The 24,876-nt window shown below is 63.5% G+C and carries 24 protein-coding genes; 11 read left to right on the top strand and 13 right to left on the bottom strand.

All coding sequences use genetic code 11. From position 1 onward, the window contains the following. Window positions 1–40: 40 nt before the first annotated feature. Both EB809_RS04305 and slyA read right to left on the bottom strand, forming a co-directional pair. Complete coding sequence (locus EB809_RS04305; protein WP_411711059.1) at window positions 41–1,357, bottom strand: MDR family MFS transporter; 1,317 nt, start codon at window positions 1,355–1,357, stop codon at window positions 41–43. 115 nt (window positions 1,358–1,472) lie between these two features. Further along, window positions 1,473–1,904 (bottom strand): transcriptional regulator SlyA, encoded by a 432-nt coding sequence (gene slyA, locus EB809_RS04300; RefSeq protein WP_123633585.1) that lies wholly within the window; start codon window positions 1,902–1,904, stop codon window positions 1,473–1,475. Window positions 1,905–2,087: 183 nt separating this feature from the next. On the opposite strand from slyA, the gene EB809_RS04295 reads away from it, so the two are divergent. Continuing rightward, window positions 2,088–2,297: a DUF3565 domain-containing protein gene (locus EB809_RS04295; protein ID WP_123633584.1), complete on the top strand. Its 210-nt coding sequence runs from the start codon at window positions 2,088–2,090 to the stop codon at window positions 2,295–2,297. Here the strand turns inward: EB809_RS04295 and EB809_RS04290 are convergent. Beyond that, window positions 2,289–3,578 (bottom strand): MFS transporter, encoded by a 1,290-nt coding sequence (locus EB809_RS04290; protein WP_123633583.1) that lies wholly within the window; start codon window positions 3,576–3,578, stop codon window positions 2,289–2,291. The two genes, EB809_RS04295 and EB809_RS04290, sit on opposite strands and share 9 nt — an antisense overlap. A 309-nt stretch (window positions 3,579–3,887) precedes the next feature. Between EB809_RS04290 and EB809_RS04285 the strand changes: the two genes are divergently transcribed. Continuing rightward, window positions 3,888–4,751, top strand: a complete 864-nt coding sequence (locus EB809_RS04285) for a helix-turn-helix transcriptional regulator (protein ID WP_123633734.1) — start codon at window positions 3,888–3,890, stop codon at window positions 4,749–4,751. A 5-nt stretch (window positions 4,752–4,756) separates the two neighbouring features. Here EB809_RS04285 and EB809_RS04280 read toward each other — a convergent pair whose 3' ends face one another. Beyond that, window positions 4,757–5,164, bottom strand: a complete 408-nt coding sequence (locus tag EB809_RS04280) for a hypothetical protein (RefSeq protein ID WP_123633582.1) — start codon at window positions 5,162–5,164, stop codon at window positions 4,757–4,759. An 89-nt stretch (window positions 5,165–5,253) separates the two neighbouring features. On the opposite strand from EB809_RS04280, the gene EB809_RS04275 reads away from it, so the two are divergent. The 4 genes from EB809_RS04275 to EB809_RS04260 all read left to right on the top strand — a co-directional run bounded on the left by EB809_RS04275 (window position 5,254) and on the right by EB809_RS04260 (window position 9,871). After that, complete coding sequence (locus EB809_RS04275; RefSeq protein WP_123633581.1) at window positions 5,254–6,954, top strand: ExeM/NucH family extracellular endonuclease; 1,701 nt, start codon at window positions 5,254–5,256, stop codon at window positions 6,952–6,954. Between the two features lie 111 nt (window positions 6,955–7,065). After that, window positions 7,066–7,983: an alpha/beta fold hydrolase gene (locus EB809_RS04270; RefSeq protein WP_190294818.1), complete on the top strand. Its 918-nt coding sequence runs from the start codon at window positions 7,066–7,068 to the stop codon at window positions 7,981–7,983. Between the two features lie 138 nt (window positions 7,984–8,121). Next, window positions 8,122–9,165: an AraC family transcriptional regulator gene (locus EB809_RS04265; RefSeq protein WP_123633580.1), complete on the top strand. Its 1,044-nt coding sequence runs from the start codon at window positions 8,122–8,124 to the stop codon at window positions 9,163–9,165. Between the two features lie 130 nt (window positions 9,166–9,295). Then, on the top strand, window positions 9,296–9,871 hold the full coding sequence (locus tag EB809_RS04260; protein WP_123633579.1) for an ATP-dependent zinc protease: 576 nt from the start codon (window positions 9,296–9,298) through the stop codon (window positions 9,869–9,871). On the opposite strand, the gene EB809_RS04255 is transcribed toward EB809_RS04260, so the two are convergent. Beyond that, a complete protein-coding gene (locus tag EB809_RS04255; protein ID WP_123633578.1) occupies window positions 9,868–10,284 on the bottom strand; it encodes an NUDIX hydrolase in 417 nt (138 codons plus the stop codon). The two genes, EB809_RS04260 and EB809_RS04255, sit on opposite strands and share 4 nt — an antisense overlap. A gap of 206 nt (window positions 10,285–10,490) precedes the next feature. On the opposite strand from EB809_RS04255, the gene EB809_RS04250 reads away from it, so the two are divergent. Further along, a complete protein-coding gene (locus EB809_RS04250) occupies window positions 10,491–11,306 on the top strand; it encodes an SDR family NAD(P)-dependent oxidoreductase (protein WP_123633577.1) in 816 nt (271 codons plus the stop codon). 57 nt (window positions 11,307–11,363) lie between these two features. On the opposite strand, the gene EB809_RS04245 is transcribed toward EB809_RS04250, so the two are convergent. Continuing rightward, window positions 11,364–11,939, bottom strand: coding sequence for a DJ-1/PfpI family protein (locus EB809_RS04245; protein ID WP_123633576.1), 576 nt, complete (start codon window positions 11,937–11,939; stop codon window positions 11,364–11,366). 511 nt (window positions 11,940–12,450) lie between these two features. Continuing rightward, the gene (locus EB809_RS04240) at window positions 12,451–13,344 is read right to left on the bottom strand and encodes a metal-dependent hydrolase (protein ID WP_123633575.1); all 894 of its coding nucleotides are present in this window, start codon (window positions 13,342–13,344) and stop codon (window positions 12,451–12,453) included. A gap of 312 nt (window positions 13,345–13,656) precedes the next feature. Between EB809_RS04240 and EB809_RS04235 the strand changes: the two genes are divergently transcribed. The 3 genes from EB809_RS04235 to corA are packed head-to-tail and all read left to right on the top strand — an operon-like array spanning window position 13,657 to window position 16,342. Beyond that, window positions 13,657–14,763, top strand: a complete 1,107-nt coding sequence (locus EB809_RS04235) for a helix-turn-helix transcriptional regulator (RefSeq protein ID WP_123633574.1) — start codon at window positions 13,657–13,659, stop codon at window positions 14,761–14,763. Window positions 14,764–14,819: 56 nt separating this feature from the next. Continuing rightward, the gene (locus tag EB809_RS04230) at window positions 14,820–15,221 is read left to right on the top strand and encodes an NINE protein (RefSeq protein WP_123633573.1); all 402 of its coding nucleotides are present in this window, start codon (window positions 14,820–14,822) and stop codon (window positions 15,219–15,221) included. A gap of 44 nt (window positions 15,222–15,265) precedes the next feature. Beyond that, complete coding sequence (gene corA, locus EB809_RS04225) at window positions 15,266–16,342, top strand: magnesium/cobalt transporter CorA (protein ID WP_123633572.1); 1,077 nt, start codon at window positions 15,266–15,268, stop codon at window positions 16,340–16,342. 15 nt (window positions 16,343–16,357) lie between these two features. On the opposite strand, the gene nirD is transcribed toward corA, so the two are convergent. The 6 genes from nirD to EB809_RS04195 all read right to left on the bottom strand — a co-directional run bounded on the left by nirD (window position 16,358) and on the right by EB809_RS04195 (window position 24,104). Next, complete coding sequence (gene nirD, locus EB809_RS04220) at window positions 16,358–16,726, bottom strand: nitrite reductase small subunit NirD (protein ID WP_123633571.1); 369 nt, start codon at window positions 16,724–16,726, stop codon at window positions 16,358–16,360. Between the two features lie 41 nt (window positions 16,727–16,767). Beyond that, entirely contained in the window at window positions 16,768–19,281 is a 2,514-nt protein-coding gene (nirB, locus tag EB809_RS04215; RefSeq protein ID WP_123633570.1) for a nitrite reductase large subunit NirB, read from the bottom strand. A gap of 26 nt (window positions 19,282–19,307) precedes the next feature. Then, window positions 19,308–20,519 (bottom strand): NAD(P)/FAD-dependent oxidoreductase, encoded by a 1,212-nt coding sequence (locus tag EB809_RS04210; RefSeq protein WP_123633569.1) that lies wholly within the window; start codon window positions 20,517–20,519, stop codon window positions 19,308–19,310. Between the two features lie 266 nt (window positions 20,520–20,785). After that, complete coding sequence (locus EB809_RS04205) at window positions 20,786–21,712, bottom strand: ABC transporter ATP-binding protein (RefSeq protein ID WP_123633568.1); 927 nt, start codon at window positions 21,710–21,712, stop codon at window positions 20,786–20,788. Between the two features lie 25 nt (window positions 21,713–21,737). Then, window positions 21,738–22,715: an ABC transporter permease gene (locus tag EB809_RS04200; RefSeq protein WP_123633567.1), complete on the bottom strand. Its 978-nt coding sequence runs from the start codon at window positions 22,713–22,715 to the stop codon at window positions 21,738–21,740. A 21-nt stretch (window positions 22,716–22,736) separates the two neighbouring features. After that, window positions 22,737–24,104, bottom strand: a complete 1,368-nt coding sequence (locus EB809_RS04195; protein WP_123633566.1) for a CmpA/NrtA family ABC transporter substrate-binding protein — start codon at window positions 24,102–24,104, stop codon at window positions 22,737–22,739. Between the two features lie 585 nt (window positions 24,105–24,689). Between EB809_RS04195 and EB809_RS21235 the strand changes: the two genes are divergently transcribed. Further along, window positions 24,690–24,876: helix-turn-helix domain-containing protein (locus EB809_RS21235; protein ID WP_317848697.1), on the top strand; the 187-nt coding region annotated here is incomplete at its 3' end.

The following is a 24,876-nucleotide window of genomic DNA, read 5'->3' as shown; positions in this document are numbered from 1 at the left end:
CTCTCTGTCAGGTTAGGGAGGAAATGCCCAGGGCGTTTGATCAGCCGGGGATGCGGCGAACCGGCCAGAGCGCCAGCAGGACAAAGGCCGTCACCAGCCACCAGGCGCTGTGGAAGGCGTCGATGGTGGGCAGGCCGTGGCTGTGCTCGCCGTACTCCAGCGTCAGCGCCACCACGTTGACGCCAAAGGCGCCGCCGAGTTGGCGGGTGAAGTTGATGATGCTGGAGCCGTAGCCCAGCTCGTGGGGCTCCAGCGGGTTGAGGGCACCGGTGGACAGGGACGGCATGATCAGGCCCAGACCGACGCGGCCGATGACGGCCCAGGTGCCCAGCCAGAAAAAGCCCAGCGCCTGGTCGGAAACCGCAAACAGCGCGGTGGACAGGGCAAACACCAGAATCCCGATGACGATCATGCGCCGTGCCGGTTTGCGGTCGGCCAGCCAGCCGGCGATCGGGAAGGTGATGCCCAGGGCGATGCCGGCAGGCAGCATCAGGAGCCCGGCTTCGGTGGCCGAGAACTGCAGCGCCGACTGCACGAACAGCGGAATCAGGTAAGTCGATCCGAACAGCGCCAGCCCCAGGGCCACGGCACCCAGACAAGCGCTGCGGAATTCCGGACGGCGCATGAGCCCCAGGTGCAGCAGCGGGTTGGCGGCCCGGCGCTCGCGGCGGGCAAACAGGATCAGTGCCAGCAGGGCCAGGGTGCCGCTGAGGGCAATACGGAGACCTTCGCCTTCGGCATGTTGTAGGGTGTTGAGGGCATCGAGGCTGGTGGCAATGAACAGGGCCAGCCACAGGAAGCCGGCAAAGTCGAAACGGTACGGGGCCGGCCGGCTTACAGGCCAGGGCAGATAGCGGTAGACCATGATCACGCCCAGCAGGGTCACCGGGACCGGCGCAAACATCACGTAGCGCCAACTCAGTTGATCCACGATAAAACCGCCGATGACGGGGCCCAGTGCCGGCGCCAGGATGACGCCCATCCCGTAGATCCCCATGGCCTGGCCGCGCTGCTCCCGGGGAAACGCCCGGAACACCAGGTACATGGCCATCGGCTGCATCAGGCCGGCCATGGCGCCCATGCCGATGCGGGACAGGATCAGCCATTCCGGCGACGTGGCAAAACCGCCGGCCACCGACATCACGCTGAACAGGACCATGGCACTGGCCAGTGTGCGGCGCAGGCCGAAATGGTCCAGCAGCCAGCCGGTAGTCAGCATGGTGGTGGTCATGGCGGCGATGAAACCGGTGACCAGCCAGTGGGCCTGGCCCTGGCCAATCGCGAAGTACGCCATGATGTCCGGCAACGCGACGTTGACGATGGTCGCGCTGAGCACCGTAGCCATGGTGCCCAGCATCACCGTGGCGACCGCCAGCCAGCGCCAGCGGGCACCGTGACGTTCACGCAGTGCGTCCAGACTGAAGTCTTTCAGGGGGTGCCTCCGTCCATGGCGTCGGCGGAATCGGTAGGGGTCAGTGGCCCTGCAGCTGCTCGGCGTTCTTCATGATGCGGTTGAAGACCCGAAGTACGACTTCCAGGTCGGCGTCGTCCACGCCCTCGAGCATTTCCTCACGGAGCTTTTCGCCGCGGCCGTTGAGGTCGTCCATGAAGGCTTCACCGGCGGACGTCAGGTGCAGACGGCGGGCACGGCGGTCTTTCTGGCAGGGGCGGCGTTCGATCAGGCCCTGGCCTTCCAGGCTGTCGAGCAGGCGCACGAGCGTCGGGTTCTCAATTGCCATCAGGCTGGCCAGCTCGCGCTGGGTCAGGCCTTCGCCGCCTTTCTGCAGATAGACCATGGTGGTCCAGCGGGCCTGGGTAACGCCCAGGTCTTTGAGGCGTTCATCAAGCAGTTTGCGCCAGCGGCGGGTAACCCGGGCCACGGCGAAGGGAAACTGGTCTTTCATCAGAAAACTCCCGACAGGATGCGGTCACGCTGGATGACAAAAAGAACGCGTGACAGGATAATTAATACTAGTTTGCTAACAGTTGTAATGAAAACAGATGCGGGATCAGAATTAACATGAGGGAAAACCGAAAGCGCTTTGCCCGGGCAATCTTTAGGAACCCACTGATTAACGTTTCGGGTCATGAAACAACCGATTAAGGGCTTTTATCAGGACGACGCCGGCGACTGGGTGGCGCAACTGGCCTGCGGTCACGGCCAGCATGTGCGGCACCGGCCACCGTTCATCAACCGCCCCTGGGTGACCACCGACGCGGGACGGCACAGCCGGCTGGGCGCCTGCCTGGATTGTGTGAAGTGCGACCGGGGCGAGCCCACGGACACGTCAGGCTGAGGGCTCGGTGGCGATCTCTTCGGCGATTTCAGCCGCTTCCGGCGAGGTGTGGAACTCCTCGTTGCGTGGATCCATCTCGGTCAGCACGGGCATGGCCTCGGGCATGGTGCTGACGAAGTGTTCCTGCTGCTCGACCGGGATGTCCTCGGTGGTCCAGATGTACCAGCCGGTGATCAGGCCGAGCAGCACCAGGAAGCCGGCGCTGCCCAGGAACAGGCCGCCGGGGCCGATCACACCGATCAGCTCCGAGATCACCAGCGGCCCCAACACGCTACCCAGGCCGTAGCTCAGCAGCAGCGTGGCGCTGGCGGCCACAATGTGGGTTTGCTCCATGCGGTCGTTGGTGATGGCGACGGCGATGGGGTAGAGCGCCGCCGACAGCCCGGTAAACGCGCCCACCGCGACGATCAGAAGAACCGGATGGTCGACGCCCAGGAACGCAGCCGCGCAGGCGGCGAGGGCGGCCACGAAGGACAGCGTCAGCATCACCCGCCGCCGGTCGAAACGGTCACAGACCCGGCCCATGGGCCAGGCCAGCAACATGGCGGCGATGATGGCCGTGGCCATGAAGACGGAGGTTTGTGCCAGGTCGAGGCCAATCAGCGTGGCGTAGACCGGTCCCAGGGCGTAGAAGGTGCCGATCAGCACGCCGCAGGTGAGCGCGCCCAGCACCCCGGTGGTGGACTGGCCCAGCATGGTGAAGATGGAAATGCGGGCCACCTGTTCGATGGCGGGCGCTTCCATCCGGGTCAGGGACAGGGGGATCAGCGACAGTGTCAGCAGGATGGCGGCAAGCGTGTAGAGCAGGAACGACGCCGGGTCGCCCAGGTTGACGATCAGCTGCCCGCCCGCCACGGACACGAAGAACACGATCTGGTAGACGGCAAACAGGGTGCCGCGATTGCTGTTGGTGGCCCGACTGCTGAACCAGCTTTCCACCACCAGCAGCACGCCGGCCATGCTGAATCCGGACAGCACCCGCAGGAACGCCCAGAAGGTCATCGACAGGGCGACCGGGTACAGCAGGGCCATGACGGCCGTCAGCGCCGAAAACACCGCGAAGGCGCGAATGTGCCCCACCCGCTCGATGACCCGGTTGACGGTCAGGGTGCCGATGACGAAGCCGATGGAGTAGCACGCCAGCACGCGCCCGATGGTGGCGGGATCAATGGACTCGAGACCCAGTCGGATACCCAGCAGCGTCATCAGGAAAGCGTTGCCGCTGACCAGCAGCATGGTGCTGAGAATCAGGGCAGAGAGGGAGGCGACCATTCGTCTCATGGCAGTTTTTCCGGAGGCCTTTGGCGACAGCAGATACGTACACACCATAGCAGGCATCAGGAGAGCGTGCCGGGCGTCCGCGATTTAATCAGAGGCCGGCTTTGTAAGCGATTACGCACTTCCCGAATGGCGGATGTTACCTGAATGTAAGTGGTGGATTTCTCTGGAAACAGCCAAACTATTAGTCCACTGTTTAACGTTATTTGACATTAATGTGCCGTAACACGCGGCGTGTCGGGAAGCTGCTAGCATATCGACTTTGGTTACGGATTGATCGAAATTCAATCAGTCAAGAAAGAGCGCCACATGATGAAGAAAACGGACTGGCCCATTCGATGGGATCTCCTGCTACGTTACCGCCTGATTGAGATCATCGCATTGTGGGAAGGTCGTCTGACGACCAACCACATCTGCCATGCTTTCGGGATTGGTCGCCAGCAGGCATCAAAGGACATCAACACCTACTTGCGGGAGGTCGCGCCAGGCAACCTGGAATACGACCGTCACCTGAAAGGCTACGTCCCCGCCGATCAGTTCCGTCCCGCGGTGACGCAGGGGCGCTCGGACGAATACCTGGAAGTGCTGGGCCGCGATCACGCCCTGAGCGAGACCTTCGAATCCCTCGATCTGGGTCTGCCCAACACCGAGATCCTGCACGTACCGCGCCGCCTGGCGGAGCCGGAAGTGGTGCGCCCGATTGTCCTGGCGACGCGTCAGGGCCGTCGCCTGGAGGCGGAATATTTCTCGCTCACCCGGCCGGAAGGCGAACGCCGAACGCTCGAGCCGCATACCCTGGTCTACAGCGGCCAGCGCTGGCACGTGCGCGCCTGGTGCGAAACCAACGGCGAATACCGTGATTTCGTGCTCAGTCGCTTCCGCGGTGTGCCCCAGGTCCTGCCCGAGCGCAGCCGTCATAAGGCCCGCAACGACGAGGCCTGGAACACCACGGTCAACATTATCCTGCGGCCGGACCAGCGCCTGTCGGCGGATCAGCAGGCCATTGTGGCCAACGATTACGCCATGGTCGACGGCCAGCTGAAGATCGAAAGCCGGGCCGCCCTGGTCCGCTACATGCTGACCCTGGCCGGGCTCAGTGGCGATACCCCGCACAGCGATCCGCTGGTCCAGCAGCTTGAGCTGGCCAATCGCGACGACCTGCGCGCCTGGCTGTAAGCTGCCTAGCCGTCCGCGACGTGGGCGGCCCGCCAGTCGCGGAGTTCCCGGGCCCATTTCTCCGCACGGTCACGCCGGTTGAGCGTGGCCAGCCCGATGGCCTGATGGTCGGGGTCGTCCAGTTCGATCTGCACCTTGTGACGATGCTGGGCCGATTCCATTTCCTGCCCGATGACCTCGATGTTGACGATCTGGGCCGCCCGGAATATCTGGTAGCGGCCTGGCCAGACCACGGCAAAACGATCCGTCCCCTGCTCGGTGACCACCGTAAGACTGGAAGACCAGCGCTGATCGGGGATGAAACCTTCCCGACGTAACTGGCCCATGGAACGGTTGCGGCGCCGCGCCTGAAACACCATCAGCGCGCCAACGGCGGCCAGCGCCACGACAATCAGGATCACGGGATGGCTCATTGCGTTTCTCCATTGCATCTGCAGTGAACGTTGGGGACACTGCCGGTCGCACATCGGTCACAACGCATTATGGTTTCACGAAGGGCATCATGAAAGGCATCGCCTCCAACCTCGCGCTCCTGGGCGGCCTTCTGCTGGCCAACCCGGCCCTGGCGGAACGCTGCGGAGACAGCGCGACTCCGCTGTCCCAGGTGCAGGGTGCCGGCGACCAGTCACCGCTGGCCGGTCGCCGCGTTGCGGTCGAAGGCGTGATCACCCTCGACGGCCGCGGCCCCCAGGGCTTGGGCGGCTTCTATCTGCAGGCCCTGCCGCAAGACGCCGATCGCGATCCCACCACCTCGGACGCCGTATTTGTCTATACCCGGGCGTCTGGCGGTGCCGTGGGTCAGCACGTGCGGGTGCGCGGTCGGGTGAAGGAATTTCATGGGTTAACGGAAATCGCAGCCGGGGATCAGCTACGCGTGTGCGGTCGCAGCGGTTTGCCGGATCCGGTCGTCCTGTCGTTTCCCCTGCCCGCCGACCCGGAAGCCCTGGAAGGGATGCGCGTCGCGTTCGCGGATCCGGTAACGGTCGTCGACACCCACGACCTGGGGCGTTACGGTCTGGTCACGCTGGCCGGGAACGATCCACGCTATCCCTATTCGCTGTCGCCACAGCAGCAACTCCTCCTCGACGACCGGAGCCTCGACCAGAATCCCGCCGATCTGCCCTGGCCCCGGCCTGGGCTGACCGCAAACCACACGCTCAGGTCGGGCAGCCTGCTGTCGCCGGTGGAGGGCGTGCTCGACTTCCGCTACGATCGCTGGCGGCTGCAGCCTGACCGCTGGCCCTCGGTGGTGGGCGGCAACACCCGCCCCGACTGGCCGGCGCCCCCGGCTAACGGCACCCTGCGGGTGGCCAGTTTCAACCTGCTCAACTTTTTCAACGGCGACGGCCGGGGCGGCGGCTTCCCGACCTCGCGGGGGGCGGACAGTCCGGCGGAACTGACGCGTCAGCGCCAGAAGCTGGTCAGCGCCATTGAAGGGCTGCAAGCCGATATCGTGGGGGTCATGGAGCTGGAAAACGACGGGCGCGGGCCGGATGCCGCGGTGGCGCAACTGGTGGCCGCGCTGGGGCACGACTGGGCCGCGGTTCGCCCGCAAGACGCCGGTGACGATGCCATCCGGGTGGGCCTGTTGTATCGCGCCGATCGCGTTGAGCCGGTGGGTGAGAGTGACAGCCTGGATGAGGCGCCCTTCGATGCCTTCAGCCGGGTTCCCCTGGCACAGACTTTCCGGGTGCGCGACAGCGGCGAGACGCTGCGGGTGGTGGCCAATCATTTCAAATCCCGATCCTGCCGCCATGCCCGGGGCGCCAATGCCGACCAGGGCGACGGTGAGGGTTGCTACGCGCCGGTGCGGGCCCGCTCCGCCCGGACGCTGCTGGCGTGGCTGGACGACCTCCCGCCCCAGCGCACGCTGGTGCTGGGGGATCTCAACAGCCACGCTACCGACACCCCGCTGCGTATGTTGGCCGAGGGCGGCTTCCGTCGACCGGCGGTCCTGGCCGGCGACGACGGCTACAGCTATCGCTTCCACGGCGTGCGCGGCACCCTCGATTATCTCCTTCCGGATCCGTCGCTGCAGGCGCGTGTGATGGGTGGCGCCGTCTGGCACATCAATGCCGATGAACCGCCGGTGCTGGATTACAACCTCGAATACCATTCCGGTGACCGCGCGGATCGGCTGTATGGTCCGGGCCCCTGGCGTTCCTCCGATCATGATCCGGTGTATCTCGACCTGCGACTCTGACGCGGGACTGGCAGGCGCGCCCCGTTCGACGCGACAGCGAGGCCATAGGACGTCACGCAGGACGGGTTAGACTCAGGGTCAAAGGACTCCACGCAACAAAGGTTACCCTTCATGCTCGCTAACACGCCGTTGTTCAACACGCTGCAAGATCGCCTGCCCAACCCCTGGCCGCTGGCCCGGACCGGGCACCGCTGGTTGCAGCGAGCCAAACGACACAGCACCACCGTGGATGGGCACCGCATCGTCTGGCTGGAGCGGGGCCGGCGGCGGAGTGACCGGCCGTCCATCGTGTTGCTGCACGGTCTGGCGGCAATGAAGGAGAACTGGAGCGCCTGGTTGCCCCTGTTCCCGTCGGACAGTCACGTGCTGGCTGTGGACATCCCCGGTTTCGGTGAGAGCGACTACAAGGTCGGTGCCGGCTATGGCTACCGGGAACAGGCCGGTCGTCTGTTGCAGTGGCTGGGTGCGGCCGGTCTGGGTCAGGTGCACCTGGTGGGCAGCTCCATGGGCGGCGCCATTGCCACGGTGATGGCGGCCCGGGCCGGCGAACGGGTCGCCAGCCTGACCGTCATGAACAGCGCCGGGATTCCGGCCCAGCCGGACATGGATCTGTCACGGCCGCCGCGCTTCGATTCCTCGCTCTTGCTCCCGGAGGACTGGCCCGGTATCTACCGCATGTTCAACAGCGTCAGCAACGGCACGCCCACGGCGGCAGGTCTGGCCATGGTGGGTTTGCTGGGGGTCGATCTGCTGCGTCGCTCCGGCCAGAACCGCCATGTGTTTGCCGACATGGTGGCCGATCCGTACGCCCCGGCGAAGGAACTGGGCGCGGATACGCCACCGCTGCTGGTGATCTGGGGGGACCGGGATCGCATCACCCTGCCCGGCTGTGTGGATTTCTACCGCGAGCAGGTCCCCCACGCGGAAGTTCACATGCTGCCCAAAGTCGGACACCTGCCCATGCTTGAAAAGCCGCTGGGCTCCCATCGCATCCTCATGGATTTCCTGGACCGGCACACGCCCCGTTAGGCCCTGGCTGGCCTCGCCTCCCGGAACAATTGGCCCCTTCATCCCGTTGACGCGTCACTGGAGTCATGGGGTCGGTGATCGGATCCATTCATAATCAGTTGCACTATTACAATAATGCAACTTCTGAGGACGGATGACATGCCTGCTGCCGCATCACAGGTTCAGGATCTGGGCTTACCGGCGATTTACCTGCACACCATTGCCGAACTGCTGCGCCAGCGCGGCGTGGACGATCGGGCATTGCTGACGAAAGTGGGGCTGGATCCGGCGTGCCTGGCCGATGACGACGTTCGTGTGTCCCTGTCCCAGGCCAGTGAATTCGTGACCCGGGCCATCGTCGAGAGTGGCGAGCCGGGGCTCGGCATCCTGCTGGCCTCGGAGCTTCGCCTGCCGTTGCATGGTGCCCTGGGTATTGCCGCCATGAACAGCCGCACACTGGGTGAGGCGATGGACCTGATGGTGCGCTACCTGACCCTGCGCGCGCCGCACCTGCGGATTTTCTGCGTCAACGAAGGCGACACCACGACCCTGCGCGTGGTGGCCGGCCTGGAACTCGGGCCGCTGCAGAGCTTTATCATGGATGCCATGGTGTTCGGTTGTGTGACCATGGGCACCCAGTTGCTGGGCCAGCCGGTGCGGGGCGCCCGGGTGCATCGCCGGGGCCGCGAGCCGGGCTACGTGCAGCGTTTCCGGAATCAGTTGCCGTTGCCAGTGGAGTACGAGCGCGACGAAGACGCCATCGTGATTCCCAGCGGTGCCCTGGCCACGCCCATCCGTTTCAGTGACGACGAAGTGGCGCGCGCGTCCCGGGAACAGTGCGAGCAGGCCCTGCACCGGCTGACTGAAGACGCCGGCTTTGGCGCCCGGGTTCGCCGGGTGATCGAGACCAGTCATCCCTTCCCGCCCAAGCTGGGCCGGGTGGCCGGCACCCTGTTTGTGTCCGAGCGAACCCTGAAACGTCGCCTGCAGGAAGAGGATGTCAGCTTCCAACAGCTGGTCGACCAGGTGCGCCTGGAGCGGGCCCGGGATCTGCTCGCCAACACCCGCATGAGCCTGAGCCAGATTGCCGACGCCCTGGGTTACGCCGATGCGGCCAATTTCACCCGCGCATTCAAGCGCTGGACCGGCATCAGCCCGAGCGCCCATCGCAATCGTCGCCAGCTCCTGGCGGCCGTCGACTGACCGTTCCGCCGTTACCGCGCGATTACCTTTCCGTCAGGACCGTGGCCGAGTTCCCGCGGCTCTGGCATCATCCGAATCGCTGTCCGGCTCTGGCCGGTGATGGTTCCTTCTGAACAAGGAGTAGTACTGCATGCGATTCGGATTTCCCCTGTGGCTGGCTGCGCTGCTGGTCATCAACGTTCCCGCCGCCTTCGCGGACGATCACAAGAAAGACGCTGAAACCCTCGGCTTTGTGGAATGGGTGGTCCTGCAGGATTCCGGCGTGCGGCTCAAGGCCCGGCTCGATACCGGCGCCAAGACGTCGTCGCTGCACGCGGTGAACGTGGAACCGTTCAAGAAGGACGGCAAACGCTGGGTCAGCTTTGAGGTGCCGCTGGACGATCACAAGTCGCCGGACGATGCCGAGGATGACAACATCGTCCTGCAGTTCGAGCGCCCGGTGGAGCGCACGGTGCTGATCAAGCGCAAGGGCGCCGAGTCCCAGCGCCGCTACGTGGTGAAGATGGACTTCTGCATCGCCGGCGAGAAGCACGAAACCCAGTTTTCCCTGACCGATCGCAGCCGTTTCAACTACGCGATCCTGCTGGGGCGTCGCTTCCTCGGGGACGACAACGTCCTGGTGGATTCGTCCGACAGCTTCCAGGCGCCCAAGGAATGCGGCTACCAGACCCTGGAAGAGCTGGAGCAGGAACGCGACGCGGACTAGTCTGGGACGTTTCCCGCCTGCCAGACCCGGGCCTGCTCACAGACCCGGGCGACATCCCGACTGAACCGTTCCGACTGCGCCCGCATTTCCGCCAGGGTAAACCAGCCGGTGGCGCAGGCATCGTCGCCGGCCACCGGTTCACCACCCTGGTCCTCACATAGCACCGGGCAGAGCACGAAGTGATGCCCGTCCGTCACCACATCCAGCGGTGGCAGGCGTCCCAATGGCCTGGCGTCCAGGCCGGTCTCTTCCTTCAACTCCCGCAGGGCAGCCTGCTCCAGGCTTTCACTCCATTCCAGCTTGCCGCCGGCATGGCCCCAGAGGCCGCTGTCCGGCGGATTGCTCCGTTGCACCAGCAGGAAAGCGCCGTCGCGCTCCAGGATGACGATGACGGCCGGGCGGGGATGAGGCATGGGCGGCTCCTTGGTGGGTGTGCTTCATTCTATCAGGCCCGGGGCAATGCCCGGTGGTGGCCGTATTGCCCGGGTTTTCATCCTTTACTGCCATTCTCAGGTGGACGTCGGCTGATAAAGTGCTATTTAAAGTAAATGCTTTAATTCGGTCGGCGCACAGCAAGTCGGCCTGTCACAGACACCCCCTCCAATCTGAGGATGACCCGATGAAAGAACTCCAGAATAAAGTCGCCGTTGTGACTGGCGCCGGCTCCGGCATTGGCCGGGCCCTGGCGGCCAAGCTGGCCAGCCGCGGCTGCCGCCTGGCCCTGTCCGACGTGAACGAGGCGGGCCTGAAGGAAACCGCAGCCGCCTGCAGTGCGGTGGAAGTCAAAACCTATCTGCTGGATGTGTCCGACCGGGATGCCATCTACGCCCACGCCGAGGAAGTGGCCCGGGATTTCGGCCAGGTGAATCTGGTGATCAACAACGCCGGCGTGGCCCTGTCGGCGTCGGTCCGCGAGATGACCGACGAGGATTTCAAGTGGATCATGGATATTGATTTCTGGGGCGTGGCCCACGGGACGCGAGCGTTCCTGCCGCACCTGATCAACTCCGGCGATGGGCATGTGGTCAACATTTCCAGTGTTTTCGGTCTGATTGGGGTGCCCAAGCAGAGTGCCTACAACGCCGCCAAGTTTGCGGTGCGCGGCTTCACCGAAGCCCTGCGCCAGGAGATGGCGCTGGAGAACCAGCCGGTGACCGTCAGCTGCGTGCACCCGGGCGGCATCAAGACCAACATTGCCCGGGCCGCGCGCATGGGCAAGTCGGAGAATGCCGAAGCCCAGCGCAGCGGCTTTGACAAGCTGGCGATGACCACGCCGGAAAAGGCGGCGAACATCATCGTGCGCGGAATCGAAAAGGACGAGTCCCGCATTCTGGTGGGACCGGACGCCTGGGGTATCGAAGTGCTCAACCGTGCCCTTGGCGCCGCCTACCAGCCGCTGGTCGCACGCTTCTCGCGCAAGAACCTGTACGTCTGATCGGCACTCAATACAGGCCGGGTGAGCGTTCACCCGGCCTGGTCAGGTCCTGGTGCATTACAATGTAATCTTCGCGCCCATGACCTCCAGGAACTTGGCGATCCACGCCGGATGCGCCGGCCAGGCTGGCGCCGTGACCAGGTTGCCGTCCACGTGGGCTTCGTTCACCTCGATGGACTGATACTGGCCGCCGGCACCGGTGACTTCCGGCGCGCAGGCGGGATAGGCAGAGCAGTCCCGGCCTTCCAGTACGCCCGCGGCTGCCAGCAGCTGGGCGCCGTGACAGATGGCGGCGACCGGTTTGTTGGTTTCGAAGAAGTGCCGTACCACTTTCAGCACGTCCTCATTCAGGCGCAGGTATTCCGGCGCCCGACCGCCTGGAACCACCAGTCCGTCATAGTCCGATGGATTGATGGCCGCAAAGGTGGCGTTCAGCGCAAAGTTGTGGCCGGGTTTTTCCGAGTAGGTCTGGTCGCCTTCAAAATCATGGATGGCGGTGCGGACGGTCTCGCCGGACTTCTTGTCCGGGCACACGGCATGGACTTCGTAGCCCACCGCCATCAGCGCCTGGAACGGCACCATCACTTCATAATCCTCGACATAATCGCCGACCAGCATTAGCAGACGTTTCATATTCGACTCCCTCCTGTTGGCATGATCCGATTCAATCCGGACGAACCTTAAACCTTCACCCAAAGCGGGTTTCTGTCAAATGAACCTTTGTCGTAGAGCAATCGAAAAATGAGGGTGGGTTCAGTGGAGGTGGCAATGACCTTGGGAGTCTGAAACCAATGGAGGCCATCGCTTCCGTCACCTAAGAGGGCCGTCCCTGGCCGCTTATGTGACGAGGACGTCCTGTCCTCTGCTCCAGCGATGGCCTCCATTGGTTTCGATCGGGCCTCGTGCAGAACGTCCATGGTGCGCGGACAGCGATCAGGACCTTGGAGTGAATGATGGGCACCTGGCGGCGCCTCAGAAGCTGAAGCATCTGCTACATGTTTGGGGGTGGCTTCTTGAATGTAGCCGGCGCTTCAGCTTCGGAGCTGTCCACAGGACAACCGATGTCATCCCGAACATCTCGACCATGCCCCCACAAAAAAGCCCGCTCAAAGGCGGGCTCGAACGGGCAGGCAAGGACTTCGAATTACTGCAGCGTCCGGCGGTTACCGTTGCGGTATTGCGGCGCGATGTACTCGGCCACCTCGGACTTGAAGCGGGCGATCAGCTCGCTGTTGTCGTGCTCCCAGGGATGGAAACCGGGCTTGAAGTATTCCATCCAGGTGGGGATCAGGCTGGAAAAGACGCCATCGGTGCCCCACATGCGCCACATCCCTTTACCCACGTCTTTCAGTGAGAAGCCGCGCTTGTCGTTCCACATCATGCGGGCGGTGAAGTAGGTAGTCATCACGCCCAGCAGCGCGGTGCTCAGGATCTGGTAGAACGAGCGCTCCAGGTAGGTGCCGCCCACTTCCTGGAACACGTCGTAGGTCACCGCCTTGTGCTCGGTTTCCTCGATGGCGTGCCAGACCCACAGCGGGCGCATGGTTTCGTGCATGTCTTCGCGCACGTCGTCACGCTCGAGCAGCATGTCGGCCATCATGGCGGTCATGTGCTCCAGGGCACAGGTGATGGCCAGCTGGTGGCGCTTGGGCAGGCGCTTGCCGAAACCGTCCAGCAGTATGCGCAGGTGGTGTTCCATGTCTTCCACCGGCATGTCTTGGTCGCGCACGTGCTGGTTCATGGCGATGTGTTCCAGCGAGTGCATGGCTTCCTGGCCGATAAAGCCGGCGACTTCTTTCTTCAGGGCCGGATCGGTGATCTGGTCCCGGTAGTAGCGGACGGAATCGACGAAGAACTGTTCGCCCTGGGGGAACAGGACCGACAGCGCGTTCATCATGTGGCTCAGGAACGGGCTGTTGTCGAGCCAGTAACGGGGTACCTGGTCACCGAACTCGAAACCCATGCGCTGGGGTTTGATGTCCACATGGTCGGGTTTACGGACGGCTGCCTTTTTGTTTGCGATCGCTGTTCTCAGCATGGATCCTCCTATGCGCCAAACGTCGGGGCGCTCATGGCTCAGACTTGCGTCGGTGATGGTGGTGAATGACGCAAGCCGCGATGTCATGGGGCCAGTCTGTGGGGTGCAAGCGATTTCGGCCATGCGCAAACGGGACGGCCGTCGTGGATGATGGGACACACGGGCGTTTTTGCGGGCCTGAATTGACCAGAACGACAGGATTTTCGGGCGCTACGCCAAATAGTGGGGGGTCGGTGCATCTGGTAGCATCGACCTATGCCGTCGGCCCGCCATGGGCCGTGTCCCCCCGAGTCAATCGAAGAAGGAAACAGGATGGCCAAGGTGAGTCCGGATCGAGAGCGCCAGATGCTGGGGCTGTTCCTGTTGCCCGGCGTGTATTTGCGTGTCCTGGGGGATACCGTCAAGCGCCTGGGGTTTGACGACCGGCCTCTGTACGAAGGGCTCAGCTTTTCAAAGACCGATCTGCAGGCGGCCGACAGCCGGGTGTTTGTGACCGACGCCGTGATCATGGCCGATCGCGCGGTGGCGCTGGCCGGTCAAAAGGGGCTGAGCTTTGCGCTGGCCCGGGAACTGCGGGTCACCATCCACGGCACCCTGGGCTTTGCGGCACTGACCAGCCCAACCGTCGGCGGCGCGCTGGATTCCGTGCGTCGTTACCTGCAGCTGCGGGCGCCGTTCCTGAGTATGATCATGCGGGACACCGGCGAGCACGTGCTGGTCCAGCTGAAAGCAGAATTCGAAGTGCCTTCGCTCTATCACTTCCTGGCGGAAACCGTGATGGCGACGCTGGTGTTGCTGGCGGAACAGCTGGTGGACCACGCCAGCGGCGAGGAGCTGGGGTTCGAATTGCGCAATGGCAAGCTGCCCGGCGTCTCGGCGCGCTTGTCCTGCCCGGAGCCCGCCTACTACCGGGATTTCGCGCATCAGTTGCCGATCCGTTTCGATTACAGCGCGGATTCGGAGATGCTGATTTTCCCCAAGCGTTTCCTGGATATCCGCATGCGCCTGGCGGACGCCGATGCGTCGGATATGGCGCGCAGCCAGTGTGAATTTGAATTGCAGAAAGCCCTGAAAGAACAAGGGGACATCGTCATCGCCATCCGCAACATGCTGCACGTGATGCCCGGCCCGCTGCCGTCCCTGGAGGACATGGCGGAGCGCTTCTGCGTGTCGTCGCGCACCCTGAAACGCCGGCTGGCGGATCGGGAGACCACCTACCGTGAAATTGTCGAAGCGGTCCTCAAGGATCGCGCCATCCAGCTGCTGCGCTACACGAATCAATCGATTAGCGAAATTGCCTACGAGCTGGGTTATGCTGATCTTTCAAACTTCAGTCGCGCTTTCCGCAAGTGGACCGGCAAGTCGGCGAGCGAATTCCGCGAGGACGGGCCGGACCCGGCGCCGGAACTCGGGCCCTGAGCCCCGGTCTGCAAGTGTGACTGATCGAGACACCTCATCTGGCTGGAGAGGCACGCATGCCGCAGACGGACACGCACAGCAAGCTGTTTGGCTATCTGCTCTGGATTTTCGGGTTCCTGGGGTCGCACCGTTTCTACTACGGCAAGCCGGTCACCGGGACCATCTGGTTTTTCACCCTGGGTCTGTTCTTCATCGGCTGGATCATCGACCTGTTCCTGATTCCGTCGATGGACCGGGAAGCCGATTTCCGCTTTCGCGGCGGCGATACCAGCTACAACATCGCCTGGCTGCTGCTCACCTTCTTGGGAGCGTTCGGTGTTCATCGCATGTACATGGGCAAGTGGATCACCGGTGTGATCTACCTGCTGACCCTGGGACTGTGCGGTCTGGGGGTGCTCTATGACTTCTGGACGCTGAACGACCAGATCTCGGTGAAGAACGCGTCCATCATGGACTGATTCGTGGTCGATGTTCCGGTAACCGAACGGAGGCGGTCAGCGCGATGAGCTACTTTCGCAAGCATTACCACGAACCGGGCACGGCGCCGGGCACGCTGGTCCAGCGGAGTCCGGCAACGACAGCGCCCCTGTCGATGCATCTGACGGACTACACCGAGGAAGGCGTCGAGGAGCTGGATCTGGACGCCGTGCAGGATTGCGTCCGCTACCTGGAACGCGACTCCAAGACCTGGGTGCAGATCAACGGCGCCGTCGGCCCGGATACCTTGCGCCAGTTCGGGGACCTGTTCGGTCTGCATGATCTCGCCCTGGAGGATGTCCTCAACGCGGGCCAGCGGCCAAAGATCGAGTCGTACGACCAGCAGCTCTTCGTCACCGCGGCCTTCCCTCGACTGAACGACGGCAGTCTGGAAATAGTCCAGATCAGCCTGTTTGTGGGCGAGAATTACCTGATCTGCTTCTGTCCGCTGGCCGCGGACCCGTTCGATCCCATCCGCAAACGGATACGCCAGCCGAACGGCCGGCGGTTTACCTCCCGGGGTATCGACTACCTGCTCTACGCGCTGCTCGACTTCGTCGTCGATTCCGGTTTTCCCGTCCTCGAGTCGTTCGGCGACGATCTGGAAGTCCTGGAAAGCGAGTTGCTGGCACATCCGGACCGGCAGACGCTGGCGGCCATCCACCGCCTGAAGCGGGAGCTGTTGCTCATGCGGCGGATACTCTGGCCCCAGCGCGAGATGATCGCCAGCGCCATGCGGACCGAGGACCATCGAATCAAGCCGGAGACCCTGGTGTACCTGCGGGACTGCATGGACCACAGCGTGCAGATCATCGAGCTGCTGGAAAGCTTCCGGGACATGGCCACCAGCATGCTGGACCTGTACCTGTCGGCGATCAGTAACCGGACGAACGACACCATGCGGGTGCTGACCATCATCGCCACCATCTTCATACCGTTGACCTTCATCGTTGGCGTCTACGGTATGAACTTCGGGAACCCGGACAACCCCTGGGCGATGCCGGAACTGTACGCCCGCTACGGCTACCCCCTGGTGTGGGGCGTCATGCTCGTCATGACCGGGGCCCTGGTCTGGTACTTTCGCCGCCGCCGCTGGCTGTAGCGGCGGCAACGGGCATCAGGCGGCGGTGGTCCGGCGCTGGGACGCCGGCACCTTCAGGCGCACCCGGTCGCCGTCCAGCAATACCGGATAGGCCTTCACCCGCACGGATTCGTCTTCCATGCAGATCCCGGTGCGCAGGCTGAAGTGCTGCTTGTACAGCGGCGACGCCACCACCGGTTCCCCTTTCAGATCGCCGGTAATGCCCCGGGCCAGCACGTTGGCGCCGCTGAACGGGTCGGTGTGGCTGATGGCGAACAGGGCCGGCAGGTGATGCGGCAGGTAGAACACCGCCACCGGACCGGCTTCGGTCCAGACCGCGATGCCGGACTCCGGCACCAGATCGTCCACCGTGCAGACGGCTTCCCAGTTGTTGTGTGCAGTCATGGTGTTTGCTCCTTCCATAAAATGCTGGCCGAAGATCGATCTCAGGCGATGTCGGCTTTGGCCAGCGGGCGGCGCTGGTCGCGTTCGGTGGTCCAGTGCTGTACCGGGTCTTTCTTCTCCGGCGCGTTGACGAATTCGCGGAAGCGCTTGCGCTTCTCCGGATCCTCCACGGTGGTCTTCCACTCGCACTGGTAGGTGCCGATGATGCCCTGCATGTGGGCTTCCAGTTCCTCGCCCAGGCCGAGGCTGTCGTCCAGCACGACCTCTTTCAGGTAGTCCAGGCCGCCTTCCAGGTTCTCCAGCCAGACGCTGGTGCGCTGCAGGCGGTCGGCGGTGCGCACATAGAACATCAGCACTCGGTCGATGGTGCGGATCAGTTCGTCGTCGGACAGGTCGGTGGCGAACAGGTCGGCGTGGCGTGGGCGCATGCCGCCGTTGCCGCAGACGTAGAGGTTCCAACCGTTCTCGGTGGCAATCACGCCGATGTCCTTGCTCTGGGCCTCGGCGCATTCCCGGGTACAGCCGGACACGGCGAACTTGAGCTTGTGCGGGGAGCGCAGGCCCTTGTAGCGCTCCTCCAGCCGGATGGCCATGCCCACGCTGTCCTGCACGCCGTAGCGGCACCAGGTGCTGCCGACGCAGGATTTCACCGTGCGCACCGACTTGCCGTAGGCGTGGCCGGTCTCGAAGCCGGCGGCGATCAGTTTTTCCCAGATCTCCGGCAACTCGCTGAGCGTGGCGCCGAACAGGTCCACCCGCTGGCCGCCGGTGATCTTGGTGTAGAGGTTGTATTCCTTGGCCACTTCACCCAGCACGATCAGCTTGTCCGGGGTGATTTCACCGCCCGGGATGCGCGGCACGATGGAGTAGGTGCCGTTCTTCTGCATGTTGGCCATGAAGGTGTCGTTGGTGTCCTGCAGGGGCACGTGGTCGGTGGCCATGATGTGCTCGTTCCAGCAGGTGGCCAGGATCGAGGCGACCGCCGGTTTACAGATATCGCAACCGTGGCCCTTGCCGTGCTGCTTGATCAGACTGTGGAAGGTGCGGATGCCGTTGACCTTCACCAGGTGGAACAGCTCCTGGCGGCTGTAGGGGAAGTGTTCGCAGATGTCCTTGCTGACCTCCACGCCGCGTTTTTCCAGCTCGTTGTCCACCACGGATTTGAGCAGGGCCGCGCAGCCGCCGCAGCCGGTGCTGGCCTTGGTCTCGCCCTTCACCGCGCCGAGGTCCGTGCAGCCGGCGTCGATGGCGCCGCAGATGTCGCCCTTGCTGACGTTGTGGCACGAGCAGATCGAGGCCGTCTCCGGCAGCGCATCCGGGCCCAGTGCCGGGGCGCCGCCCTCGGAGACTGGCAGGATCAGGCTTTCCGGGTTCTTGGGCAGGTCGATGCCGTTCAGCGCGTATTGCAGCAGCGTGTCGTAGGGCCCGTTGTCGCCCACCAGGATGGCACCCAGCAGTTTCTTGCCGTCTTCGCTGATCACCAGGCGGCCGTAGGTGCCGGCCTGCTCGTCGTTGATGCGGATGTTGCGGGCGCCCGGCGTGGCACCGTGGGCGTCACCAATCGAGCCCACATCCACGCCCAGCAGCTTGAGCTTGGTGCTCATGTCGGCGCCACGGAAGCCGGCTTCCGCGTCCTGGTTCAGGCGCGCCGCCAGCGTGCGGGCCATGGTGTAGCCCGGGGCCACCAGGCCAAAGATGCGGTTGTCCCACAGCGCGCACTCACCGATCGCGAACACCTGCGGGTCGGACGTGGTGCACTGGTCGTCGATGACGATACCGCCGCGCTCGCCGATCTCGAGGCCGCTGGACCGGGCCAGGGTGTCCTGCGGGCGGATGCCGGCGGAGAACACGATCAGGTCGGTTTCCAGGTGCGTGTCGTCGGAGAAGTTCATGCGCAGACGGGCTTCCTCCCCCGGCACGATAGCGGTAGTGGCCTTCTCGGTGTGCACCTGAACGCCCAATTCCTCGATCTTGCGCTTGAGCAGCGCGCCGCCGTCGGCGTCCAGCTGCACCGGCATCAGGCGCGGGGCGAATTCCACCACGTGGGCTTCCAGGCCCAGGCTCTTGAGGGCGTTGGCCGCTTCGAGTCCCAGCAGGCCGCCGCCAACGACGACGCCGGTTTTCCTGCCTTCGGCGCTGGCGCGAATGGCATCCAGGTCCGCCAGGGTGCGGTAGACCAGGCAGTGGTCCCGGTCGTGGCCGTCGATGGGCGGCACGAACGGGTAGGAACCGGTCGCCAGCACCACCGCGTCGTAGGTGTATTCCCCCTTGGGGGTCAGGACTTTGCGGTTATCCCGGTCCAGTTCGGTCACCGGCTCGTCCAGGTGCAGGGTCAGGCCTTTGGCGGCGTAGTCCTCGGTGGTACCCAGCGCCAGGTCGGCGTGGGTGGAACCGCCGAAATACTCGGACAGATGAACCCGGTCGTAGGCGATCAGCGGTTCCTCGCCGAACACGTGGATATCGTAGTCCGCGGCGGCGGGCGTCTCTGCAAACTGTTCGAGAAAGTGATGGCCAACCATGCCATTCCCGATCACGATCAATGTTTTGTTTGCCATGGTCTGTCTCTCTCTCTGTCTGTCCGTCAGGCGTCGCAGTAAGCGGCGCCAAAAGCGAGTTGCTGCCGGTAGGCCGACAGGTCCCGCTGTTGCTGAAGTTGGTCGAAATACCACGGGCCATCCTGGGTCTCGCCAAACAGGACGGCGCCCGCCAGGCGGTTATCCCGCAGCAGGAGGTGGCAGTAACGGGCGGATTCGTGGTCCTGCCAGATCACGGATTCGGTGTCCGGGCCGGGCCTGGCCTGGCCGCAGGAGAAAATGGGGATGCCGCTGATCTTGAGCCGGGTGGCAACATCGCTCGGCTCGAACCGCTCGGCGTCGCCGCATAGGACGCCCGCCAGGATCTCGGCCTGCTGGTAGCCCGGCTCCACCAGCCCGAAGGTGTGCTCACCCAACTGGCAACATTCGCCGAGGGCGTAGACGTTGTCCGCGCTCGTTTGCAGCTGGTGATCGATATGGATGCCCCGGTCACAGTCCAGACCGGCATCGCGGGCCAGTTCGGCGTTGGGCGTAATGCCGGCGGCCAGGACCACCAGGTCGGTGCTGACGAGGGTTTCGTTCGACAGCTCCACCGCCCGAACCCGGCGCTGGCCCACCAGGCTGCGCGGGGATTCGCCGGTGATGCAGTGAATGCCGCGGGCTTCCAGCGCCTCGCCGAGCAGTTCCCCGGCGGTGGGGTCAAGCTGGCGGTTGAGCAGGTGGGGGCTGCGATGAATCACGGTGACCGCCATGCCCTGCTGGCTCAGCCCTTCCGCGGCTTCCAGCCCCAGGAAGCCGCCACCGATGACGACGGCACGACGGTAATGAGCGCTCATGGCCAGCAGCTGCTCGGTGTCGCGGATGTCGCGGAAGGTCACCACGCCTTCCAGGGATTCCCCCGGGAGCGACAGCGACGAGGGCCGTGCGCCGGTGGCGATCACCAGGTCGTCGTACCCGAAGGTGCGGCCATCCTCGGCGGTTACCTGCTTTGCGTTGGCGTCCAGCCGGGTCACCCGGGTGTCCGGGTGCAGGCGGATCCGGTGGGCACGGAACCAGTCCAGTGGTTGCAGGGTGATGGCGTCCAGACTCGCGTCGCCGGCCAGCACCGAGGACAGCAGTACCCGGTTGTAGGCGGGCACGGCTTCGGCGCTCAGCACGTCGATGCTTGTGTACGGATGATCGGCACTGGCCACCAGTCGCTCCAGCAAACGCTGGGCCACCATGCCGTGTCCAACCACCAGTAATGTGCGTTCTGCCATGGGTTCCTGACCTTTTTCCGCCAACAAAAAAAGCCGGAGCATCTTCTCCTTGCGGAGAGCGATGGTCCGGCGTCAGTGCCAACAACGATGTTTGATGGTCCGATCAATCCCTGATCGGGCAAGTCGTCCTGATCTATATAAAGCGATAACCGTGCCAGTATTGGTGTGGCTTTAAAAACAATCGGTTACCGGCTTTTCGGCTCTCTCCATCCTCTTTCGGTTGCCCAGCACTGGTTCGTGATGGGTTGAAAATGCACTAAAAACGATCAGTGATGCTCCGCCGTGGCCACCGGCTTTTCGGCCTTCACCGGTTCCGCCGACACCGGGTCGGGGGTGGCCATCGGCGACTCCGCGGCTTCGCTCGTTTCTTCGGCCGTCTTCACCGTCTCCGGTGTGCTGCCCTTTCCCGGGAAACGCTGCTTTTCGTACAGGAAGCGCAGCACGGCCTGGCGGTAGTGAACGTACTGGTCGTCATCCGCCAGGGTGACCCGGTTGCGCGGGCGTGGCAGGTCGATGGTCAGTTCTTCGCCCACGGTGGCCGCCGGGCCGTTGGTCATCATCACGATGCGGTCCGACAGCAGCACCGCCTCGTCCACGTCGTGGGTGATCATGATGACCGTGCTGTTCAGATCCTGCTGGATTTCCATCAGGGCATCCTGCAGGTGGGCGCGGGTCAGGGCGTCCAGCGCGCCGAAGGGTTCGTCCATCAGCAGGACGCTGGGGCGCATGGACAGGGCTCGGGCGATGCCGACCCGCTGGGCCATGCCGCCGGAAATCTCGCCGGGGCGCTTGTCCCGGGCGTGGGCCATGTTGACCAGCTCCAGGTTGTGCAGGATCCAGTCCGTTCGCTCACGCTTGGTCATGGTCTTGCGGAAAACCTGACGCACGGCCAGCTCCACGTTCTCGTAGACGGTCAGCCAGGGCATCAGGGCGTGGTTCTGGAACACTACCGCCCGCTCGGGGCCCGGCGTGTTGACCTCGTGGCCGTCGAGCACGCAGCCGCCCTGGCTGGCCTGCAGCAGGCCAGCGACGATGTTCAGGACCGTGGACTTGCCGCAGCCGGAGTGGCCGATCAGCGAGACGAACTCGCCCTTGCGGATTTTCAGGTTGATGGTGTCCAGCGCCTGGAACGGACCCTGGGGGGTGTCGAAGCTCATGCTGACGCCGGTGAGTTCAAGATGCGATTTACTCATGGTCGGTCTCCTCGAGAGTCCGTGTTTATTCGTCCCAGGCGACTTTGCGCTGGATCATCAGCATGATCCGGTCCAGCACATAGCCGATGAAGCCGATGGCCAGCACGGCCACCATGATGCGGCTCAGGGAGTCGCTGCTGCCGTTCTGGAATTCGTCCCAGACGAATTTCCCCAGACCGGGATTCTGGGCCAGCATTTCGGCGGCAATCAGCACCATCCACGCGATGCCCAGAGAAACCCGCAGGCCGGTGAAGATCATCGGCACCGCCGCCGGCAGGACCACCTTGCGGGCGTGGGTCCAGAACGGCAGGCGCAGCACCTTGGAAACGTTCACCAGATCCGGATTGACCTGGGCCACGCCCGTGGCGGTGTTGATCAGTGTGGGCCAGAGGCTGCACAGGGTGACGGTAACCATCGAGGTGATGAACGACTTCTCGAACATCGGGTCGTCACTCACGTAAGTGGCGGAGACCACCATGGTCACCAGCGGCAGCCAGGCCAGCGGCGAGACCGGTTTGAAGATCTGGATGATCGGGTTGGCCGCTGCCGCGAAGTAGCGATTGAGCCCGATCATGATCCCCAGCGGCACCGCGATGATCGTGGCCAGGAAGAACCCGGCCAGCACGGTCTTCAGGCTGGTGAAGATCTGGTCGATGAACGTCGGTGCCCCGGGATATGGCCGGATTCGGGTTTCTGCATCCGGGTTGTCGGCAAGGATGCGCGCGTTGCGCTTCTCCTGCATCTCGACGTAGCGGTCCGCCCGATCCTGTTCGTTCTGGTGTTCCTGCCACAACTGACCGGCCTGTTCATAAACGTTGGCCGGGGTCGGGAAATTGCCCAGCGACGTGTTGATCTGGGGCGCGACCAGTTGCCAGGCAATCAGGAATAACGCGATGCCCAGCACCGGCAGGGTCACCGACTGCAGCAGTGCCTTGCCGGTGACGTCCGGATAGCGGCGTCGGATCAGCTGCAGCAGTGGATTGGTGGACGTTAGCGTGCTCATGGTTTGTCTCCCGGGACCCGGTTACGGGGTCTCCTTGCCTTTAAGTCCGATGGGGAAGCTGTCGATATAGGCGTTGGGCTGTTTCGGATCGAACGCCACACCGTCGATGAATTCACCCTCGTGCGGGCGGGTGAAGTTTTCCTTGTCGAAATCCGGGAACGCGCTGGCCGGCAGCGTGCCGTCGGCGATCAGGGACTTGGCGGCTTCCTCATAGATATCCGCGCGATAGACTTTCTTGGCGATGTCCATGTACCAGCCGTCCGACTTCTGTTCCGGAATCTGGCCCCAACGGCGCATCTGGGTCAGGTACCAGATGGCATCCGACGGGTACGGGTAGGTGGCGAAGTAGCGGAAGAAGACGTTGAAGTCGGGCACTTCACGCACGTCGCCTTTCTCGTATTCGAAGGTGCCGGTCATGGAGTTAGCGATGACTTCTTCGTCCGCACCGACGTAATTGGGTCGGGCCAACATCTTCACCGCGGCTTCACGATTGGCGTTGTTGTTCTCGTCCAGCCAGTAGGCGGCGCGGATCAGGGCACGCAGCAGGTGCAGATGGGTGTTGGGGTATTTCTCGGCCCATTGCTCGGTCACGCCGAAGACCTTCTCCGGGTTGTTGGGCCAGATCTCATAGTCGGTGATCACCGGCACGCCAATGCCTTTGAACACGGCCTGCTGGTTCCACGGTTCACCCACGCAGTAGCCCTGGATGGTGCCGGCTTCCAGCGTCGAGGGCATCTGCGGCGGCGGGGTGACGGACAGTTGCACGTCCGCCTGCAGGGTGCCACTGGTGTCGCCGTTCTGCGGCGCGTAATACCCGGGGTTCAGGCCGCCGGCTGCGAGCCAGTAGCGCAGCTCGTAGTTGTGGGTCGACACCGGGAACACCATGCCCATCTTGAACGGCTCGCCGGCGTTGCGCTGTTTCTCGACGACCGGCTTGAGCGCGGAGGCGCTGATCGGGTGCTGGGGTTTGCCGTCGGCGTTGGTCGGAATGTTCGGCTTCATCTGGTCCCAGACGCCGTCGGACACCGTGATGCCGTTGCCGTTCAGGTCCATGCTGAAGGCGGTGATGATGTTGGCCTGGGTGCCGTAGCCAATGGTGGCCCCCAGCGGTTGGCCCGCCAGCATGTGGGCACCGTCCAGTTCACCGGTGATGACCCGGTCGAGCAGGACTTTCCAGTTGGCCTGGGCTTCCAGTTCCACGAACAGGCCTTCATCCATGAAGTAGCCGTTTTCCCAGGCGACAGCCAGTGGGGCCATATCGGTGAGTTTGATAAAGCCCAGCTTGAGGTCGGGTTTTTCCGGGGGACCGATCTCGTCACCGAATGCGGTCACGGATTGTGTCAGCCCCAATACGGCAGCAAAGGTTGCTGTCAGGATACGGCTCGCCATGCGTCTCTCCTATGTCATCTTTTCCTTTGGGCATAAAAAAACGCCCACCCCCGTCGCCGGGGGCAGGCGCCAATGCCTGCAGATCGTCATCGTCTGTAGTCAAACTGTGTGAGGGTGGAGCAAAAGCTACTGCGCTCGGCCATACGGCGTTGAAAATCGCCTCAAGATGCTCATTTACAACCCGTAAACTGCGCTCTTTCGTTAATTTTCGCCTTGTCTGGCCGTCGCTCGCGACGCTTTTGAAACACCCTCGTGAGGTACTGAGCCGATTCAGTACGCGTAATCGTCACTTAATACTAAGCATTAGGCGTGCCAGATTTTAATTTCTTTTAACATCAGATGGTTACTGTGAACCCGGGTTCGGCAGCGTGCGAGGTGACAGAGCCGTTTCGGGTCAGTTGGTTAGATAGTGCACCATGTGCGGGCGGAATAGGCGTTGGGAGTCAGAAACCCATGGAGGCCATCGCTTCCGCCGCCCTCGAGGTAGATCCCTGAGTGAGAGGCCCAAGAAGCCTCTCTCCCCTCGAGGGAGAGAGGTTTGGAGTGTGCAAACCGGCAACATAGGTAACACCTCAAACCGGGAACATGGGTGACACAAGTTACGGTATGGGCAAGGAGGATGCGCCCATGCCCTGGAGAGAGACTTGTGTAATGGATCTTAAGATGCAGTTCATCGCAGACTGGCTGCGGAGCGAGCATGGTGTGAGCGACCTGGCCCGCGGATACGGCATCAGTCGCAAGACGGCGTACAAGTGGATCCGGAGGTATCAGG

The sequence above is a fragment of the Marinobacter sp. R17 genome (genome assembly GCF_003789045.1).
Lineage (GTDB): Bacteria > Pseudomonadota > Gammaproteobacteria > Pseudomonadales > Oleiphilaceae > Marinobacter_A > Marinobacter_A mangrovi.
Note: the sequence above shows the minus strand (reverse complement) of the source record. Positions and strands in the feature narration are given on the sequence as shown.